At 43.0% G+C, this 19182-nt stretch carries 15 protein-coding genes; 7 read left to right on the top strand and 8 right to left on the bottom strand.

Annotation, left to right across the window (positions count from 1 at the left end; genetic code table 11):
- The first annotated feature begins 382 nt into the window (after positions 1–382).
- The gene (locus FXV91_RS06715) at positions 383–898 is read left to right on the top strand and encodes a winged helix-turn-helix domain-containing protein (protein ID WP_229389681.1); all 516 of its coding nucleotides are present in this window, start codon (positions 383–385) and stop codon (positions 896–898) included.
- 210 nt (positions 899–1108) lie between these two features.
- Here FXV91_RS06715 and FXV91_RS06710 read toward each other — a convergent pair whose 3' ends face one another.
- The 5 genes from FXV91_RS06710 to FXV91_RS06690 all read right to left on the bottom strand — a co-directional run bounded on the left by FXV91_RS06710 (position 1109) and on the right by FXV91_RS06690 (position 5360).
- A complete protein-coding gene (locus FXV91_RS06710; RefSeq protein WP_229389679.1) occupies positions 1109–1792 on the bottom strand; it encodes a fibrillarin-like rRNA/tRNA 2'-O-methyltransferase in 684 nt (227 codons plus the stop codon).
- Positions 1793–2803, bottom strand: a complete 1011-nt coding sequence (locus tag FXV91_RS06705) for an NOP5/NOP56 family protein (protein WP_229389677.1) — start codon at positions 2801–2803, stop codon at positions 1793–1795.
- Positions 2800–3765 (bottom strand): beta-ribofuranosylaminobenzene 5'-phosphate synthase, encoded by a 966-nt coding sequence (locus FXV91_RS06700; protein ID WP_229389787.1) that lies wholly within the window; start codon positions 3763–3765, stop codon positions 2800–2802. Before FXV91_RS06700 ends, FXV91_RS06705 begins: the two co-directional genes overlap by 4 nt.
- Positions 3766–3799: 34 nt before the next feature.
- A complete protein-coding gene (locus FXV91_RS06695) occupies positions 3800–4786 on the bottom strand; it encodes a DUF2953 domain-containing protein (protein WP_229389675.1) in 987 nt (328 codons plus the stop codon).
- Between the two features lie 106 nt (positions 4787–4892).
- Positions 4893–5360: a spore germination protein GerW family protein gene (locus tag FXV91_RS06690; protein ID WP_229389673.1), complete on the bottom strand. Its 468-nt coding sequence runs from the start codon at positions 5358–5360 to the stop codon at positions 4893–4895.
- 665 nt (positions 5361–6025) lie between these two features.
- Between FXV91_RS06690 and FXV91_RS06685 the strand changes: the two genes are divergently transcribed.
- Positions 6026–8725 carry a PGF-pre-PGF domain-containing protein gene (locus FXV91_RS06685; protein WP_229389671.1) on the top strand — a complete coding sequence of 900 codons (2700 nt, stop codon included), beginning with the start codon at positions 6026–6028 and terminating at the stop codon, positions 8723–8725.
- Positions 8726–9440: 715 nt separating this feature from the next.
- The gene (locus FXV91_RS06680) at positions 9441–12416 is read left to right on the top strand and encodes a PKD domain-containing protein (protein WP_229389669.1); all 2976 of its coding nucleotides are present in this window, start codon (positions 9441–9443) and stop codon (positions 12414–12416) included.
- 134 nt (positions 12417–12550) lie between these two features.
- On the opposite strand, the gene FXV91_RS06675 is transcribed toward FXV91_RS06680, so the two are convergent.
- Positions 12551–14905 (bottom strand): ATP-dependent DNA helicase, encoded by a 2355-nt coding sequence (locus tag FXV91_RS06675; protein WP_229389785.1) that lies wholly within the window; start codon positions 14903–14905, stop codon positions 12551–12553.
- A 59-nt stretch (positions 14906–14964) separates the two neighbouring features.
- The gene (locus FXV91_RS06670; RefSeq protein WP_229389667.1) at positions 14965–15141 is read right to left on the bottom strand and encodes a hypothetical protein; all 177 of its coding nucleotides are present in this window, start codon (positions 15139–15141) and stop codon (positions 14965–14967) included.
- Between the two features lie 419 nt (positions 15142–15560).
- On the opposite strand from FXV91_RS06670, the gene FXV91_RS06665 reads away from it, so the two are divergent.
- A complete protein-coding gene (locus FXV91_RS06665; RefSeq protein WP_229389665.1) occupies positions 15561–16964 on the top strand; it encodes an MATE family efflux transporter in 1404 nt (467 codons plus the stop codon).
- 57 nt (positions 16965–17021) lie between these two features.
- Here FXV91_RS06665 and FXV91_RS06660 read toward each other — a convergent pair whose 3' ends face one another.
- The gene (locus tag FXV91_RS06660; protein ID WP_229389664.1) at positions 17022–17408 is read right to left on the bottom strand and encodes a helix-turn-helix domain-containing protein; all 387 of its coding nucleotides are present in this window, start codon (positions 17406–17408) and stop codon (positions 17022–17024) included.
- Between the two features lie 160 nt (positions 17409–17568).
- Between FXV91_RS06660 and FXV91_RS06655 the strand changes: the two genes are divergently transcribed.
- The 3 genes from FXV91_RS06655 (at position 17569) to FXV91_RS06645 (ending at position 19137) form a co-directional block, all read left to right on the top strand.
- Positions 17569–18126, top strand: a complete 558-nt coding sequence (locus FXV91_RS06655) for a flavodoxin family protein (protein WP_229389662.1) — start codon at positions 17569–17571, stop codon at positions 18124–18126.
- Positions 18127–18274: 148 nt separating this feature from the next.
- On the top strand, positions 18275–18799 hold the full coding sequence (locus FXV91_RS06650) for a nitroreductase family protein (RefSeq protein ID WP_229389660.1): 525 nt from the start codon (positions 18275–18277) through the stop codon (positions 18797–18799).
- A gap of 26 nt (positions 18800–18825) precedes the next feature.
- Positions 18826–19137, top strand: coding sequence for a putative quinol monooxygenase (locus tag FXV91_RS06645; RefSeq protein WP_229389658.1), 312 nt, complete (start codon positions 18826–18828; stop codon positions 19135–19137).
- Positions 19138–19182: the final 45 nt, after the last annotated feature.

Genomic DNA, 19182 nt, shown 5'->3' with positions numbered 1-19182 from the left:
TGATGGCATTTTTTGGAATAAGGATTAAATTCCCGGCTCTCAGTCACAAGGGTGCAGAAAAAGTAATTATAGAAGTGAAGCAATAGTCATGAAAGTGTGTTAATATAGAACCAATTAAAAATAAGATTGCGCAGGTTGAATAACAAATAAAAAACAGAATTTAACAAAAATTATGCAATAATTCACTCTGTTAACTAAGAAATATTTTTAAAAAAAGGAAGTAAGGAATAATAAGTAAAGTAAATTTGTTAGGATAATAAATAAAAAGAGCAACTAGAAGACAGGATAATATATGTTACTTGTTTTAGATCAGGCAATAATTATAAGTAATGGAGGTAAAATAGAGAACCACCATGGTAGTAAGTATTAGAGGGATTAAGGAATGAATTGCGGCGGAGAAAACCTCTTCAAAGCGATCTCAAGCGACACACGTCTTTCTATTCTCGAAAGCCTGACTGAAGGAGATAAGCATATCTCCGGTCTTGCAAGAGAAATAGGAATCTCCGTGCCCGTAGCTGCAAAACATGTGAAAGTCCTGGAAAAAGCCGAGCTTATAGAGAGGAAAAAGTTCGGAAATACTCATATGATAGGCATAAAAATGAACAATGTCTATTCTTTTCTGGACCGCTTTGCAGAAAACAGGAAGCTTGAGGTAGAGAAGGGTACTAGTCTGCTTGAAGCCCTGAAAAGCGTAGCCGCTGTCGAGGTAAAGAAAATGGGAGACAGGGTAAAAGTTGTCTCTACGGATGGAGAAGAGGGCTTTTATGTATATGAAGTGGACGGCAAATTCTCGGATAAGACTGTGGAAGAGTATACATTTTACGAAGATGCCATCGTTGAGTGGAAGAAGCTAATTCCGATCACGAAAAAAAGGTTGTTTGTGAATATAAAGAGATAAAGCAATTCTTATCAGAGCAACTTTTACTAGAGCTTATCAGAGCAACTTTAACTAAAGGTTACCAGAGCAACTTTTACTAAAGGTTACCAGAAAAGCTTTTACTAAAGTAATCTTCATGAAAGTAACCTCTGTGAAAGTAACTTATACTACCATTCAGAGAATCCAGATCAAATGAATTCTCGAAAAATTCAGCTTCCTGAAGAGAAGGATTTACTCCTTTAACTTTGCCAGGACTCCAAGGTGGTCTTCATGGTAAGGCACAAGGTCCCTGGCAGTCAAGATTTCGAATCCGGGTTCGAAAGCTTTCTCAAGCTTTTTTACTTCTTCGGTGAAGATCTCCTTCGGGCTTGCCGCAGTGTCAATACTACGAGCTTTGATAGAAAGCAGGAGATAACCATCTCTTTTCAAAAACCGGATAGCATTTCTTGCAGCGATTTCTGCCTGGTTGGGCTGGGCAACGTCCTGAAAAATAAGATCCACAGGCTCAACAATATGGGCGTAACTGTCCGGTTTTCCCGCGTCAGCAAGAATAGGGAAAATGTTTTTGCGCCTGGAAGCAAGCCCTACAAAGTCGCGCATACTTCTTGGAGCAAATTCAACAGAGTATACTGCCCCTTCAAAGACGATATCAGAGACGTGGCTGACCGTTGTACCTGAAGCAGCGCCCAGATAGAGAACCTTTGAATCTTTTCTCAAAGGGATATTGAATTTTTTGAGGACCATGGCTCCAAGCTTGCTTCTGCGAGGGTCCCAGGTCCGGTATTCTGTCCCTTCAACAGAGACAAGCTTTTCTCCGTAAACCACCTTTCCGGGATCAAGGTTAGGGGTAGCAAGCTGCCTTTTATCTTTTGTGATCTCGAAAATCCCTTCGGAAAGCAGCCTTATTTCAGCCATTTACTTCCTCCTTTTCTTTTGTGGCTTTGCCCCACCTTCCTGACGCTTTTGAGGAGGTCTGGGGTTTGCAGCCCTGATCTTCCGGATTTTTTCTTCCAGTGCACCTTCAAGGGAGATGTCTTTTTTTGCAGAATAAAAGTCAATTCTTGCAGCAAGAGAAAGTTTTGCTGCAAGGGCTCTTGCGACTTTTCCCCGAACCCACCAGGGTGAAGTGTTGATAAGAGGATGACTGAAGATTACACCATGCTTTGGGGACGGAGCCCGGGAACGCAGGTGTTTGAAGAGGGCTTTACTTGCCCCAATTACCTGAATGGTACTTGAAGGAAAAGCAGCGAGTTTTTCAAGGCTTCCAGCAATGCTTATGAGCCTTGCCCCCAGCATGGGTCCCGCTATCGTGGTAAGGTTGGGAGCAAGGACTTCCATATTGCTCTCGATGTAAGCCTCAATCTGCTTCCTCCGTTCATAGAGGCTACATACGCTCTCTGCAAAGCCTTTAAGAAGCATTTCATCTGCAGCTTCAAGTTTTGCGCCCATGGAATCCCTGGCTTTTAAGCAAAGGGGATCATCAGTCGCAACATTTTCACGGGAGCCGTATTTTACGATAAAAAGTGCAAGAGCTTCACCATTGAGCCCGCTTTCAGGAAAATAGCCCCCATACCACTCAAAAAGTCTTTCTGAGAGAGAGTTTGTGGTTTCATTGATGTCATCAAGAGCTTCTACTGCCTGAATGATGCGCTGGTCAGGGGTAAGAGACCCCGAAATCTGGATTTTTACAGTATCTAGAGTTACTTCATGTAAAAGAGAATAATATTCCGAAAGAGAATCTACAAACCTGCACTCGACAGCTGCAGCTTTCAGGTCAAAACCTTCGGGAGGGAGATTCTGCCTGCTATCCCTCAGGGAAAGAGAATGGAGTGCAAGCTCTCTTACATCTTTTGGAAAAAGCTCGGAGGCAAGGATTTCTCCTTTACTGCCCATCTCAAGGACTCCAAACCAGGTACTGATTTTCAAGCGGAGCCTCCGAAAATATCCGCGCCCCGATTCTTTGCCTTCGTAAGCAGTACTTCTCCGCCAAGGGATTCGTTAAGCATACGCTGGATTTCTTTCTGGAGCTTTTTGCCTTCTTCCGGACTTCCGACAATCCCGTAAACAACAGGCCCGAAAGAACTGACTCCTGAACCACTTGCCCCGTTGTCCTGCATATATTTCATGGCATCGAGTACAGCCTGGGGCTGAAGTTCAACTTCCCGCTTTTTAAAGCCCACAGTCTGAAAATGGTTGACTGCCCTGCCGAAACTTTCCAGATCTTCTTCGATAAGCGCAGGGAGCATCTGCATAAGGATTACATGAGATATTTCCTGAACTTCCTTAAGAGGGATGGGACAGACTTTTTTGAAAATATCGACTTCTTCTGCGTCATGAACACCTTTGGTATTGGGAATTGCAAGCACAATATTCCAGTCAGGGAAGTCCTTCCTGAAAAGCACAGGACCCGGAGGCATATGGCTGGCTGCGGAAGGGGAAAACGCACCTTTATCCCTGAACCTGTGCCCTCCATCCAGGATAAAGCCTCCTTTTTCAAAGGCAGCAACTCCTATTCCGGAAGTTCCTCCTCTACCCACGGCAACTGCCAGTTCCCGGACACTTTTTCCGAGCCCGTAAATCTCATTTACGGCTGCTGCGACCGAAAGAGCGGCCTGGGTTCCGGAGCCAAGCCCTACATGGTCAGGAAGGTCTCTTTTAATATGAATCCTGATGCCTTTCCCTGCCGGAAGCAGAGCTTTTGCTGCTTTTCGCATTCTGCCTGCGAGAAGAGAATCCCCCACCACTTCGACAGCATCCGCTTCCGCTGCCGAAATTTCCAGGCTGGGTGACTCGAGAGTAATTCCTACTCCCCCATCGACCCTGCCGATCTCTGCATTGAGATCAATAAGGGTGAGATGCAGTCTGGACGGAGACACTACATTAATCATATTCATTTGTATCCTCATTGCTTATTCATAAAGCTTAGGAGTTAACCTTCGAACTACCCCGAAGTTTTTCCTTAACAATCGAATAAGTAAAAGATAAAGTTTTCCCGTTAAATATAAATTTAATGAATGGGAAAATCAGCGAATATATTTTTATACGGATCTCCGCACCCCCCCGGAAATCCAGTAGTGACTCCATAAACACAGGACATACAGAAAAACTGCAACTCCGACAACGGCTGTAAACCATCCCCAGAATAGCATGTATAAATCCGCAAAGCATCCCTGTATCTGCAGGATCGGAAAGCCCGAAGGTAAGGTCAGCTTTCAGATTTTTGATTTTTATTGCATTAAGCATATCGGAAAACAGACGAAATAGAGGTTTTCGAAGGGCTTTGTAAGCTTCCAGACCCCAGTGAAGTTTTTCCCTGGTTGTCATTCCCTTCTTTCTCTCCACCTCACCTTCCGTACTAACTTTTTCTTCCGTACTAACTCTTTTTTTCCCTCTTATCCAGTCAAATATCCCTCTTTTCTCTTTACCCTGAGATTTTTCTTTAACCTCAATTCTCTCTTTACCCTCAATAATTATTGTTTCCTCTTCAGGTCTCTGTTCTCCGGGTCCCCTGCCTTTTTCTACCTGTATTTTTTGTTCTGCTTTGTATTCTGCTTTGTATTCTGCTTTGTATTCTGCTTCGGATTCTGCTTCGGATTCTGCTTTTAGAAGGTCCACTTCTCTGTTTTCAGTTTGCTTAGATCCTTTTCTGTCCCGTTGAGCTCCTGTTTCCACTATAATTTCTTTTTCCTTTTCTGTTCTGGCTGATTCCTCAAGAATAGGTTTTTTTTCATTCGGCTCGCCGATTAAAAAAGTATGGGAAAAAAACAGCCATTTTACAGTAAATATGCCCCCCAATTCTTTCTTTTCTTCTACACTCAGGACCTTGAGCTTGAAGGTGAGGACTATAGCTGTAAAAAGTATGAATAAGACAAGCAGAAAAACCAGAATGATTAGATATATGGCAAGCATGCTAAACAAGTTGAGGGAAAAAGGATAGTCCTGACTATCCTGAAGACCCTGACCTTTTATTTCCGCTTCCTGGAAAATCCCTTAAACGGGTTTAACCCGAAGGAATTTAGTGGAAACAGCCCCCTTTCTCAGAGTAGGTTTCCGTGTGCTCTTTGACTTCCGTTTCGCGGACTTCCGGCTCTTTACTCTCTTTTTCTTCCGGTTTTTCTTCTTTTTTATGTTTACCTTTCATGCCTTTGATTTTATCTATAACATCAGGCATGACATCCTGTATGGAACTGAAGATTGATCCAACATCGCCTTTTTCAGAGATCCGGAAGATTCTGGCTTCATCTTCGGAGATCATAATAAAAGCTACAGGCTCGATCTTCGCACCTGCACCTCCACCTCCACCATACCCGGACTCGTGTTCCTTTTTGCCTTCTCCGCCTCCGCCTCCAAAGCCCATTGTAAGTTTGGAAACGGGAATAATTGTTTTTCCGGCAGCTGTAATAGGCTCTCCAACAACAGTTTTTGTAGTTGCAATTTTTTCAAGTTCGCTTGCAATTTGTCTAATGGTTTCTTCTACACCCATCTTTTTTATCCCCCGATGTGTATGGTATCATTTGTTTATATGGATAATAAATGTTATCTATCTTCTTCTATATTTCCAGTCCTGTTTTATTAAATATTAGCTTCATTATATTTGAGTAATCCTGTATTCACAGTTTCAGGCGTAACACCCACCATTCAAAACATGGTTCTTTGAACTAGGGCTATACTCTTCTTTTGGATAAACTCTTAGAGTCCATATTTGTCTCTTTGTCTCCTCCCCTGGTTTCAAATTAATACCGACATCACTTTTAATGGATTTCTTTCGAAGATATGGTGCTCTTTTTATTATTAAACATAGACAGTAAGAAACAGCTAAAAAAATGAAGTGAAACGACGAAGTAATATCTTTCGGCAGGTCGACATTATGAATTAGAATATATTACTTGAAATCGTTGGTCCTTTTTTATATCTATTTAAAAGTATTAATCTAAATCAGTATATTTATATTGTTTCACATTTTCTCCAATCTAGTTAAAATAAATTTTATAAATAATTAAACCTGATGTAATAAATTCATTTATTAGATATTTATAATTGGAGTTGTATATTTTTTTGAGTATGGAAAAAAATGAAAGTTAATTATTGGTAAATTAATTTCATCCGTGATCCAGATTTTACCCCTACTTTCTTGAATAGACGGAGGAATTGGAAATTAGAAATAAATCCATCACTTTACCAGGAATTTTTCTCATTTTAGTATTAATTTCAGGTATTGGAGCAGCGGCTGAGATTACTGTCGAGCCGGGGAATTCAATACAGGATGCCGTAAATAATGCAAGTTCAGGGGATACAATAATCATAAAGCCCGGAACTTATACCGAAAATGTCAAAATATATACAGATAGCCTCGCTATCAGGTCGGCGTCCGGAAACCCTGATGATACAATGATTAAAGCTAAAAACACAACAGACAACGCGATTTTAGTGAAGGCGGCTAATGTCAAAATTAGCGGCGTTAAAGCTGCTGCAGCAACCGGGTCCAGTGCTTCAGGGATCTGCCTTTCCGGATGCAATAACTGTATAGTCGAGAATAACAAGCTCACGAGCGAGGGGCAAGGGATTTATCTCGTGAGTTCTACAGGGTGCACGGTCTCAGGTAATACAGTTATAAATTGCGGTTATTTTGGAATTGTGCTTGGAAGTTCCAAAAGCAATACCATTACCGGAAATACAGTTACCAATTCCGCGCGTGGCATCTATATAGGCAACTCTGACGATAATACCGTTTCAGGCAATACTGTCACTTTGAACAGTGTTTTAGGGTACTATAGTTGTAGCTTGTGTGACCGAAACCGGATTTATAATAACTACTTCAATAACACCGAGATATCCGTTAAAAGCGGATCAGGAAATTCCTATAATACTACAAAAACCCCAGGCACAAATATCATTGGCGGCTCTTATATTGGAGGGAACTACTGGGGAAAACCAGATGGAACAGGTTTCTCCGACACAGCAGTAGATAAGGATGGAGATGGAATTTCCGACTCCGCATACAGTCTGCCGGGCAGCTCATACTTAGATTACCTGCCTCTTGTCTACCCGTCCAATTCTCCTGAGCCTGTACTCCCTGTTGCGGACTTCAGCAGCGATGTTACTTCAGGGAATGCACCGCTGACTGTAACCTTTAAAGACAGAAGCACAGGAGATCCCACTGAATGGGACTGGGATTTCGGAGACGGAAATGTTTCAACAGAACAGAGCCCTGTACACACATACACCTCAGCAGGGACTTACACGGTAAAGCTTACAGTAAGCAATGCAGACGGAGCAGCTTCAAAAGACGGTAAGATAACTGTGTTTCAAAAACCTGAACCTATCATTGAACCAGTAATTCCTGTTGCGGACTTCAGCAGCAATGTTACCTCAGGGAATGCACCACTGGATGTAAGTTTTGCTGACAAAAGCACAGGAGCTCCCACTTCATGGAACTGGAATTTCGGAGACGGAACTAATTCAGAAGTCCAGAACCCCGTACACACATACCCTTCAGCAGGAGATTATACTGTTAACCTGACGGTGAGCAATGCAAACGGTACGGCTTCAAAAACAGGCGCAATAAATGTTCTTCAAAACCCTGAGCCTTACCCTGATCCGGCACTTCCTGCTGCAGATTTTGGCACCAATGCTACTCAGGGCCCTGCTCCTCTTGTGATCCAGTTTACCGATCTTTCACAAAATGCAGTTTCATGGAGCTGGGACTTTGACAATAATGGACAGCCTGACTCTACCGTCCAGAGTCCGGTTTATGTGTATACTTCTACAGGGACTTATACCGCTAACATGACAGCAAGGAATGCAAACGGTACGGCTTCAAAAACTCTCGAAATAAAGGTGCTGGAGGCAGAAAAGGATACAGGTCTTCCTGTTGCAGACTTCAATGCGAACGTTACTAGCGGCTATGCTCCCCTCTCTGTTCTGTTTACAGACAATTCGCAAAATGCAACTGAGATAGGCTGGGATTTTGACAATGACAGAGTGACTGACGTGAGCTCCAGTACTGTAGTTTATGTCTATACATTTCCTGGGACCTACACTGTAAATCTGTTAGCAACCAATGCAAACGGCACGGCTATAAAAACTCTCGAAATAAAGGTGCTGGAAGAGAGCAGTTCTGGAGGAAGCAGCCACAAGAGCAGTGGTGGAAGCAGCAGTGGCGGTGGCGGTGGTGGAGGTTCACCCGAGCCTGCAAGAAACGTTGAAACAAAGGAACTTTCCCAGGTCTTCATCACAAATGGAAAAGCTGTAAAGTTTGACTTCACGAAGAATGCGACCTGTGTTGTGTATATTGGTTTTGATGCAATCAAGAACGTAGGCAAGACCACAACCATTGTTGAACAATTAAAGAATAAGTCTGCACTTGTTTCCGAACTGCCTTCCGGGGAAGTCTATAAGTCCTTTAACGTGTGGGTCGGAAACAGCGGCTATGCAACCTCAAAGAATATAGAAAACCCTGTTATCTGCTTCAAGGTTGAAAAGGCCTGGCTACAGGATCAAAAGATAGACAAGTCTTCCATTACCCTTAACAGGTACAGCAACAAAACATGGGAACAACTACCAGTTAGCCTGTCAGGGGAAGACGATAAATTCCTGTACTTTGAAACCGAAGTCAAGGGCTTCTCTTCCTTTGCAATAACAGGAAAGGCAAAAAACATATCGGGAGAAGGCGTAACAGACTCGGAGCCTGAACAGGAAATTCGATCTATTGAAAGAGAAGATACGAAAAATATAAAGTCTAAAGTCGAACAAAACTCTGAGCAGGGAGAAGACACGACGGTCCCAGGGTTTGAACTAATCTACAGGATGGTCTGCCTGTCCGTCATTTTCCTGTATAAAAGAAAATAGAAAAGCTAAAAGAATACAAAAGAAAGACAATCAAATCAAAGCAGGTATCAAGTTTAAATACATAATTAGATAAAAAAAGGCTGATGAGGGTTTATCCCTTCATCCTGTTTTCTATATGTATCATTTATATATAGGTTCAGTTTTCTAGCTTTTTCTCTTGATTTTATAATCCATGTAATTTCTTAATGAGCTCATCCCAAAAACAATTTTATTTCTACATCAATAAGAGTTTCAGGAATATTTTCCTGATCAGAAGATCGATTAATTAGTCCAAATTCGAGATATAAGGACGTAATTTTGGGTGTTGGTATAGTTCAATCTATTTGATATAGGAATGGTAAGAAAAGATTATTGCTTGTTTTGAAAGAGGCTGACAGCTCATCAAATGGAATATAGAAATGATAAAGGTAATTTTTAAGGAAGTTAAAAAAACGAATTATTGCCTTACAATTAAATTATACTTTATCGATCTGTAAGCTGTTTTTTATTATTATAGAAGTATTAATTTAAAATCAGTATATTTATATTACTTCATATACATTCCCGCTTAGTTAAAGTGGCTCATGCAGGGATCTTACTCTGGATTTTAGATAAATTCAGCGCAAATTCAGAGCTTTACATTTGTACATTCATTGGACATTGAGTATATGTTTTCATGAATTACTAATAACACAATTTTTACCCCTGATACAGACTTCATCCCTAACTTTCTTTAATGGACGGAGGAATTGAAATTAGAAATAAGCTGGTCATTTTATTAGGAATCTTTCTCATTTTAGCATTAATTTCGGGTACTGGAGCAGCAGCTGAAATTATTGTCCAGCCAGGAAACTCAATACAGGCTGCCATAAACAGTTCAAGCTCAGGTGATGTAATAACTATAAAGCCCGGGACTTACACCGAAAATGTAAAAATAACTACAGGTAATCTTACAATCAGGTCCGAGTCAGGAAACCCTGATAATACAATAATAAAAGCTAAAAGCTCAACAGTCAATGTAATTTCAGTGCAGGCAGATAATGTTAAGATTAGCGGGATCAGAGCTGTTGGAGCAAGCGGATCCAGTTATTCAGGGATTTATCTGTCCGGATGCAATAAATGCGTAATTGAAAACAACAAACTTTTGAGCAACGGACGCGGGATTTATCTCGTGAGTTCCAAAGGGTGCACTATCTCGAAAAACACAATTATGAATAATGGTTATTATGGAATTGTGCTCGGAAGTTCCAGCGCCAATACTATTTCCGGAAATACGGCTTCCAGTGATGCCCGCGGCATCCATCTGGGCTCCTCTGACGACAATAAAGTTTCAGGTAATACCGTTGCTTCGAACAGTGCTTATGGAATGTACGTCTGCGGGCTCAGCGATAGAAACCTCATTTATAACAATTATTTCAATAACACCAATATGACTATCAAAAGCGGGACCGGAAACGCCTACAATACTACAAAAGTTGCAGGCAAAAACATAATAAGTGGAACCTATATTGGCGGGAACTACTGGGGAAAACCAGATGGAACAGGTTTCTCCGACACAGCAGTAGATAAGGATGGAGACGGAATTTCCGACTCCGCATACACCAGTATATCAAGCAGCATATACTCAGATTATCTGCCTCTGGTAATCCCTTCCAACCCGGCAGCCCCTGATGCGGACTTCAGCAGCAATATCACCTCAGGAGACGCACCTCTGGCTGTATTGTTTACCGACACAAGTACAGGAACAGCTACCGCATGGAACTGGAGTTTTGGAGATGGGACATACTCAGCTCAGAAAAATCCGGTACATACCTATTCAATGGCAGGAAATTACACAGTATCATTTACGGCAGGCAACACAGCTGGTAATGACACAAAAACAAAAGAGAATTATATAAAGGTAACAACCGCACAAAAACCAGTTGTAAGCTACTGGGGCACTCCAAGATCAGGAGATGCACCACTAACTGTAACTTTTAAGGATAATTCCTCGGGCTCCCCCACAGCATGGAACTGGAGTTTCGGAGACGGAACGTACGCAACAGTCCAGAATCCAAAGCACACTTATTCGGCGGCAGGGACTTACACGATAAAACTGACAACAAGTAATGCTGCAGGCAATACCACATTAACAAAGTACAATTACATAGCAGTAACAGGAACGGCTGCACAAACGCCGGTTGCGAGCTTCAGCAGTAACGTCACGTCAGGGAAAGCCCCGCTAAATGTCCTGTTTACTGATACAAGCACAGGAACTCCAACTGCATGGAACTGGAGTTTTGGAGATGGGACATATTCAACAGTCCAGAACCCTGTACATACATACTCCTCAGCAGGAAATTACACAGTAATGCTTACAGCAAGTAATGTTGCAGGTAATACTACGGTAACAAAGACGAACTATATAAGTGTAGGAACGGATGCGGCGCAAATGCCGGTTGCCTCATTTTCGGCATCTCCAACCTCAGGAAATGCCCCACTGAGTGTGATCTTTACTGACAGCAGTACAGGAAATCCAACTGCATGGAAATGGGACTTTGGGGATGGAAACAATTCAGCAGTCCAGAACCCGGTACATGCATACTCTACAGCAGGGAATCATACAGTGACGCTTACAGTAACCAATGCTGCAGGCAGCAATACGGTGACAAAATCAAACTACATAAAAGTGACAGGAACAACTGCACAAATGCCAGTTGCTGCGTTCTCGGCATCTCCAACCTCAGGAAATGCCCCACTGAGTGTGACCTTCACTGACAGCAGCTCAGGTTCACCTACAACATGGAGCTGGAATTTTGGTGATGGAACCAGTTCAACTCAGAAGAGCCCAACGCATACATATTCAACAGCAGGAAACTACACCGTAACGCTTACAGTAACCAATGCTGCAGGCAGCAATACGGCAACAAAATCCAGTTATATAAGTGTAGGGACAACTGCACAAAAACCGGTTATGAACTATTGGGGTACTCCGAGATCGGGAAGTGCACCACTGACTGTAACTTTTAAGGATAATTCCTCGGGCTCCCCCACAGCATGGAACTGGAGTTTCGGAGACGGAACATATTCAACAGTCCAGAATCCAAAGCACACTTATTCAGCGGCAGGAACTTACACGATAGCCCTTACAGCAACCAATGCAGCAGGAAGTACTACATCAACAAAATACAATTACATAACAGTGACAGGAACGGCTGCACAAACGCCGGTTGCAAGCTTCAGCAGCAATGCAACCTCAGGAAGTGCACCGTTTAATGTTCTGTTTACTGATACAAGTACAGGAACTCCCACCGTGTGGAACTGGAATTTCGGAGACGGAACATCCTCAACAGCCAAGAGTCCTGTACACACCTATTCTGCGGCAGGGAATTATACGGTAGCACTTACAGTAACCAGTGCTGCAGGCAGCAATACGGTAACAAAATCAAATTATATAACAGTGACAGGAATAGCTGCACAAACACCAGTAATAAACTGCTGGGGCACTCCGAGGTCAGGAACTGCGCCCCTGACTGTAACCTTTAAGGACAACTCTACAGGATCGCCTACTGCGTGGAACTGGAGTTTCGGAGACGGAACGTACGCAACAGTCCAGAATCCAAAGCATACATATTCGGCAGCAGGTAGTTACACGATAAAGCTGACGGTAACCAATGGAGCAGGCAGCACTACGACAACAAAGTACAATTATATAGTAGTGTCAAAGGCCTGAGCACGCCTTGAAAGTCAGTAATGAAGAAAAGAACAATAAAAGCGATAGTAAGAAAAATAAAAAATAAGATAAGACCAGGAGTTTAACGAAAATTCATTTCAAGAGTTGGGCTGGAGTGATGGAGCTCTTTTCTTTCAGAGCTTTTCTGCAAGGCTCCCGAACTCCAGACGACCTGAAACCGGAGATTCCTGATCCTCTTTTCCAGTCTTTTTGATTTCAGTTTCATTTTTTTCAGGAGTATAAGGTACTATATTTGCAAAAAACTCTTTTACCAGGCTTCCCACATCCTTTGGAGCTACATCAAGAAACTCTTTACTCTCTTCAGGTGGGAAGTATCCGAAGACCGAAAATTTGCCAAGTTTACGCATCTGAGAGCCCTGGTAGCGGGCATCAAGGAGAATCCTTACTCCGAAATCTCCCGGAGAACGAACAACCCTTCCCATAGCCTGCCTTACTTTCCTGATAGTCGGCACCTGAACTGCAAACTCCCAGCCATCTCCGCAGTTGAAAACAGTATCGTAGGCCGACTCTACAGCTTTTATCCTGTCATTCAGGGCAGGATATCCCACACCTACGACAATCACGGTCCTGCCCCGGGAATCTCTGAAATCTACACCTTCGCTCAATGTTCCCCACAGATAGGTTATAAGCACAGCTTTTCCTCCCTGCTCCCCTATTTTGAAAAATTCCTGCCTGACCTCATGGGCTGAAACCCCTACCTCATCAAGGAGAATCGGAACCGAAAGCTCAGGCTCAAGGAGTTTTGTATAGCGAAGGGCTTCTGCATAACTCTGGAAGTAAATGGTTACATTCCCTGGCGATGCAGCAATAGCAGCGAGAAGTGCCTCTTTCAAACTGTCCAGGGTCTCAGGACTGTCCCTGTTTTTTGCAAAGAGGGGAGGGACTGAAACCGCAAGAGTAAGCCTTCGTTCCTGTGGGAAAGTGGTCCCATAGGTGATTTCTTCAACTTCCCGGGTAATGCCCAGTGTGGATTTTACCATCTCGAAAGGCCGGAGAGTAGCCGACATCAGCACTGCAGAATAAACGGAATCAAACAAAGGCTGGGTCACATTTTTGGGAATACAGGTGAAAAGTTCAAGCCTGCCGACCACCCTGTCGCTTTTAAAGTCTCTGCGCATATTCAGGATCGGATAATAGTTCTGCCTGTCCGAAAGAACAAGATAGGAAGAAAGGAAATCTGCAACATAACGGATCTGGGAACGCTTGGGAACGGAAAGAAGCCCTTTCTTGTAGTTTTCAGCATAAATCTCTTCCAGCCTGCCTCCGAACTCCCCGATTTCCCGCAACCGGATCAGCACATTTTCTTCATCTGCAAACCCTTCTTTCTTTGCGTCCCGCAAAAAGCGAGCTTTCAGGATGTCAAGGCGCTCATAAGGGTCACTAATCTGGATGTCTTGCCAGTGTTTTCCAAGCCGATTTCTCTCTCCGAACTTCAGCTTTGAGTCGTAAGTATCCCTGATAGAGGTCAGCAAACAGGAAAAAAGCCTTTTAGCATAGAGCCGGGAAGCATAGTCCTGGTCAAGAGGGATTCCGATACTCGATCCGGAGCCTCCCCCGAATACAGGAGAGTTGTCAGGCTCTGGAATCTCCCCCACCTCGGAAAGGGTTTTCTCAATGGTCAGCTCTGAGAGCATTATGGAGGAATGGGAACGGGCTGAAGCCTCAATGTTGTGAGCTTCGTCAAAGATAAGAATTATGTCTTCAGGATCTTTCTCAAGCCATTTAAGAAGAGTCATGAAGATATCAGCACTGAGCACATGATGGAAGTTGCAGATAAGGAGCTCCGTGTTTTTAAGTTCCTTTTTAAGCAGCTCATACCCGCACATGCTCCGGTCTTCAGCATATTCCATAACTTCTTCCGGACTTCTAACATCAGAAAAGAGCCAGGACGAAAATTCATTTCCTTCAAACTTGAGGACCTCATAAAGCTTTGGGCAGGAGTGGTTTCTCAGGGATTGAGCCTTTTTTCGGGCTTCCTCGATTTCTTTTTCAAGCTCGTTCCTGAGGGCGTAGAGGGCAGGGTCTTTTGTCCTTTTGTGTTTTTCGGAGGCATCTTTGAGTTCTTTTTCCTTTGAAGAAACTTCCCTCTCAAACTCAAGGAGGTCATAGGTATTTTCCCCTTTTAGCTTGCACTCTTCATAGTCGAGGTTCTCGGGACACATGGAGGTCTTGCCCTTGAAAACAATTGTTTTTATGCTGTTGTCCCTGTTGATATCCCTGGTCTCATGGATGAACTGGACCATCTGCTGGTGGACATTCGTGACTATGATTACGACCTTGTTGAGTTTCTTCCCCACGTGAAGGGCAGGAGCAAGTGAACTCAGAGTTTTGCCTGTCCCACATGCTCCCTCAAAAAGCACTATTTTCTCATGCTGGAGGGCAGAGTGAATCTTCTCCATAGCTTCTGCCTGATTTGGGTAGCAGCTTTTTTTCGTAAAATATCGCATGTATCCGTTGTTCTGCATCATACGCTTAATCCTGATATCTCTCCGGTTTCCTGAACCCTGAAAAGTGTATAGAACTCTATTCATTTATTTATTATGCCAGTAAACATACAGTCCCTCTGAATATTTTTCTGAGAACTGGCATTACCATCTTTAATGACCTTAATTAATTCTTCCAACCAACAGTAATTAAATATTTCGAGACCCATTCGGGGATATTTCAAAGGACTATTTCCGAGAATCATTTTTCCGAGAACCATATCTCTGAGATCATTTTTCCGAGAATCATTTTTCCGAGAACCATTTTCCGAAAATTATCAAATGATTTGTACTGTTCACCGGATAAGCCAGATAAAAACGAATTCCTGGTACTATATAAACTTAGAGGGAGAAGATTTATTTTTACTTGTTGAATGGGATGCTACTGTATTCCAGGTGATGAGTACAAACTAAACACAGATGAAACATAGCAGATAAAGTTTTCCGGCTTTATCTTCCGAATTCACGGTATAAACCATAAAGCCGATAAGACTATATTCGATTAACTGTTCTTGTAAGTTTCATATCTTAATATAAAATTAATTATTAATTCCCCTGCTATAAAAGCAATTAGAATTAATTCGCCCTAAATAAAAACAACTAAAATGAATACGTCAATACAATTTAGAGGAATTAAAGGATGGACGAAAGAAGCCGGATGCTGGCAGACGAAAATATCGGAAAACTTCTTTTTAAGCTGTCAGTACCCGCAATTATAGGAATGCTGGTGCAGGCCTTCTATAACCTTGTGGACACGTTATTCGTAGGCAGGGCCTATGGAGCCGAGAGTATTCAGGCAATCGGGGGCATTGCAGTCGCATTCCCAATCCAGATGATCGGAATGGCTGTAAGTCTTGCTATCGGCATCGGAGGCGCGTCCATCATATCTCGCCGTCTAGGGGAAAGAGAACAGAAAAAAGCCGAAAAAATTTTCGCAAATCTGATCTTTCTTTCCCTGTTTTCGAGCTTACTGATAACAGAGGCAGGGCTTATTTTTATCGTACCACTCCTGAAAACATTCGGGGCAACTGATACTATTCTTCCTTATGCCCTTGAATATCTGGAAGTAATTCTTTACGGTACTGTCCTTTTTTCCCTTGCAATGGTGACAAACGCTGTGATCCGTTCGGAAGGAAACGCGAAGGTCGCCATGAACTCCATGCTCATCTCCGGCGGCCTCAATGTTATACTTGATCCGATCTTTATTTTTAGCTTCGGGATGGGGATCAGAGGAGCTGCCATTGCGACCGTGCTGGCACAGGCAATAGGAGTACTTTATGTTATCCGTTATTTCCTCAGTGGAAAAAGTACACTCAGGTTCCGCCCTTCAGACCTCAAACCGGACAGCAAAATAATAACAGAAGCCCTTGCTATAGGGGTGTCTCCTTTTACCAGAAACGTTTCAGGGAGCCTCATGATTATAATCTTGAATAACCTGCTCGCTTTCTATGGAGGGGATATAGCCATTGCCGTATTCGGTATAATTAACAGACTCCTGATGTTTACGCTCATGCCCATGTTCGGAATTATCCAGGGGTTCCAACCCATAGTGGGCTTTAATTACGGGGCAAAAAACTTTGAACGGGTCAAGGATACTGTAAAGCTTGCCATTCTTACTACCACAGTTATGTCCATTGCGGGTTTCCTTATACTTTATCTGTTCCCGGAGCAGCTTTTCGGGATTTTCAGTGGAGACCACCAGCTGATAGTTGAAGGAAAGAATGCTGTAAGAATAGTCGTGCTTGCAACCCCGCTTGTGGGTTTTCAGGTAGTAGGAGCAGCTCTTTACCAGGCTATCGGCAAAGCAAAGCCCTCTCTATTTCTGTCCATGTGCAGGCAGATGCTTTTCCTGATTCCGCTTGTGCTGATTCTCCCAAAATACCTGGATCTGCCAGGTGTCTGGGCAGCCTTCCCGCTTGCAGATTCTCTGGCTTTTACGGTAACTCTAATTATGGTTATTCGAGAGTTCAGATCGCTTGCTGAAAAAGGAAAAAACGTGCGAAATGACCCGGCTGCAGGGAATTTACCTGCTCGCGGGGATTGAACGGCTGCTAAAAGTAGTTACTGCAAAATAACTACAAGAAGTAGCTACGAGAAATAGTTACTGTAAAGTGGGGCCGTCGGCGGCTTTAAAGCCCTCATTTCTACCAAAAGAGCATTCTCGGTCAAGATATTTACTTCCCCATTCACAGAGCGCATCCAGAACAGGGAGCACGGTTTTTCCAAACTCAGTCAGAGAATATTCAACCCTTGGCGGGATTTCAGGAAAACTCTCTCTGAGGACGAGCCCAGCTTCTTCAAGCTCCCTGAGCTGTTTTGTGAGCATTTTAGGAGAAATACCCTGCATGCTTTGCTGTAGCCCTGAAAAACGCAGTTTTTCTGCTCTCAACTGCCAGAGAATCAGAGGTTTCCATTTGCCGCCGATTACGTCCAGAGTTGTTTCAACAGGACAGTGATAGTGTTTACTGTTTTTTGCCTCACTTGCCATAATCTTCCATTCTATCCTTTTTGTTACTAAGTATCCGGATTGTATGTATGGTATATAAGTATAGTTGCTGTAGATTAAATATCAATAAACTTACGTTACTGATAGAAGAGACTCTATTTAGCCAAAAGAGGCTCAAATCAACAGATAAAAGGTGTAAAAGATGAAAGTCATAGGTATTGTTGGAAGTCCCCGAAAGAATGGAAATACAAATATCCTTGTCCAGCAGGTCCTTGAAGGAGCAGCAGCAGAAGGTGCCGAAACCCGGACCTTCATCCTCAACGAGATGAATTACAGAGGCTGCCAGGCCTGTAACTATTGCAAAAGCCATGATCAGTGCAAGCTTGAAGACGACCTTATGGAATTATTCAATGAGCTTGCAGTAGCCGATGGTGTTGTCTTTGGTTCTCCTATCTACTTTGGTCAGTTTACAGGTCAGATGCGACTCTTCCTTGACCGCTGCTATTCCCTTATAAACGCTGACTTCTCTCCGCGCCTCCCTGCCGGGAAAAAAGCAGTAATTATAGGGACCCAGGGAGCGCCTGATGCGGCAGCTTTCAAAGGAGTCTATGATGAATTCGGAGGGCAAATTTCCAGCTTCATGCGCATGGATGTGAAGGATACGATAGTAGGAGTTGGATATCACGCTCCGGGAGAAGTTAAGGATGATATCGAGCTTATGGAAAAAGCAAAAAACACAGGCTTTAACCTCTTCAAATGAAGAGAGATTAAAGAAAAATAAGGTAAGGAAAGAAAATAAAGTCTAAAAAGAGAATAGAACAGGGAAAGAAAATAAAAATAGGGCGAGAGAAGCCTGGAGGGAGGTTTCTCGCCCAGACTTTTCAGGAATAAATTGGAGGAGTCTGAATATGGAAACTCTTGAAGCGATACATACTCGCCGAAGCGTTCGAAAATACACTGACAGACCAGTTCCGAGAGAGCTTGTTACCGAACTGCTCAGGGCTGCAATGAGTGCTCCATCTGCAGTTAATGCTCAACCCTGGGTCTTCATTGTAGTCGATGACAGAAAAATTCTGGACGAGATTCCCACATTCAGCCCTTATGCCGGCATGTGCAGGGAAGCTCCTCTCGCAATTCTGATCTGCGGGGATACGACTCAGGAAAAAGCGCCTGGATACTGGGTTCAGGACTGCTCGGCAGCCATTCAGAACCTCCTACTTGCAGCCCACGATTTCGGGCTTGGGGCGGTCTGGACAGGGATTTTTCCCATGACAGATAGGGTCAAAGGCTTCCGGAAAACTTTTGGACTACCGGACCATGTATTTCCTCTGGGGCTTGTACCTATTGGCTACCCTGCCCAGCAACCCGAACCTCAGGACCGGTACAGGAAAGAGAAAGTTTATCACAACAGGTACGGTCAGAAGAAAGAATAATACTGTTATACTGGCAGAGTCAAGCATTGTACAGGCTGGTGATTTTATTGACGATAAGAGTTGTTGCAAAAAATCAGGTCAAACCTGAAAAAATTCAAGAATTTATGGATTTGTGTGAAAAACTTGTTGAAGGATCAATAAAAGAAGAGGGTTGCATAGAATATGGAGTGTATCAGGAATTGGAGAATTCAGGAATCCTGACGATGCTAGAAGAGTGGAAAGATGAAAGCAGCCTGGATGAACACTTAAACTCCAGTCATTTTAGAGAAATATTTCCTTTGCTTTCAGAATGTCTTGAGAAAGACACTGAAATCAATGTATACAGAAAAAAGTTATGATTTATTCTATTCCTCAAATTCTACTCCTATTCATTTTTAGGAGGA

Source organism: Methanosarcina sp. DH2, from assembly GCF_020804225.1.
Taxonomy (GTDB): domain Archaea; phylum Halobacteriota; class Methanosarcinia; order Methanosarcinales; family Methanosarcinaceae; genus Methanosarcina.
This window is presented reverse-complemented; position numbering and strand designations above follow the sequence as displayed.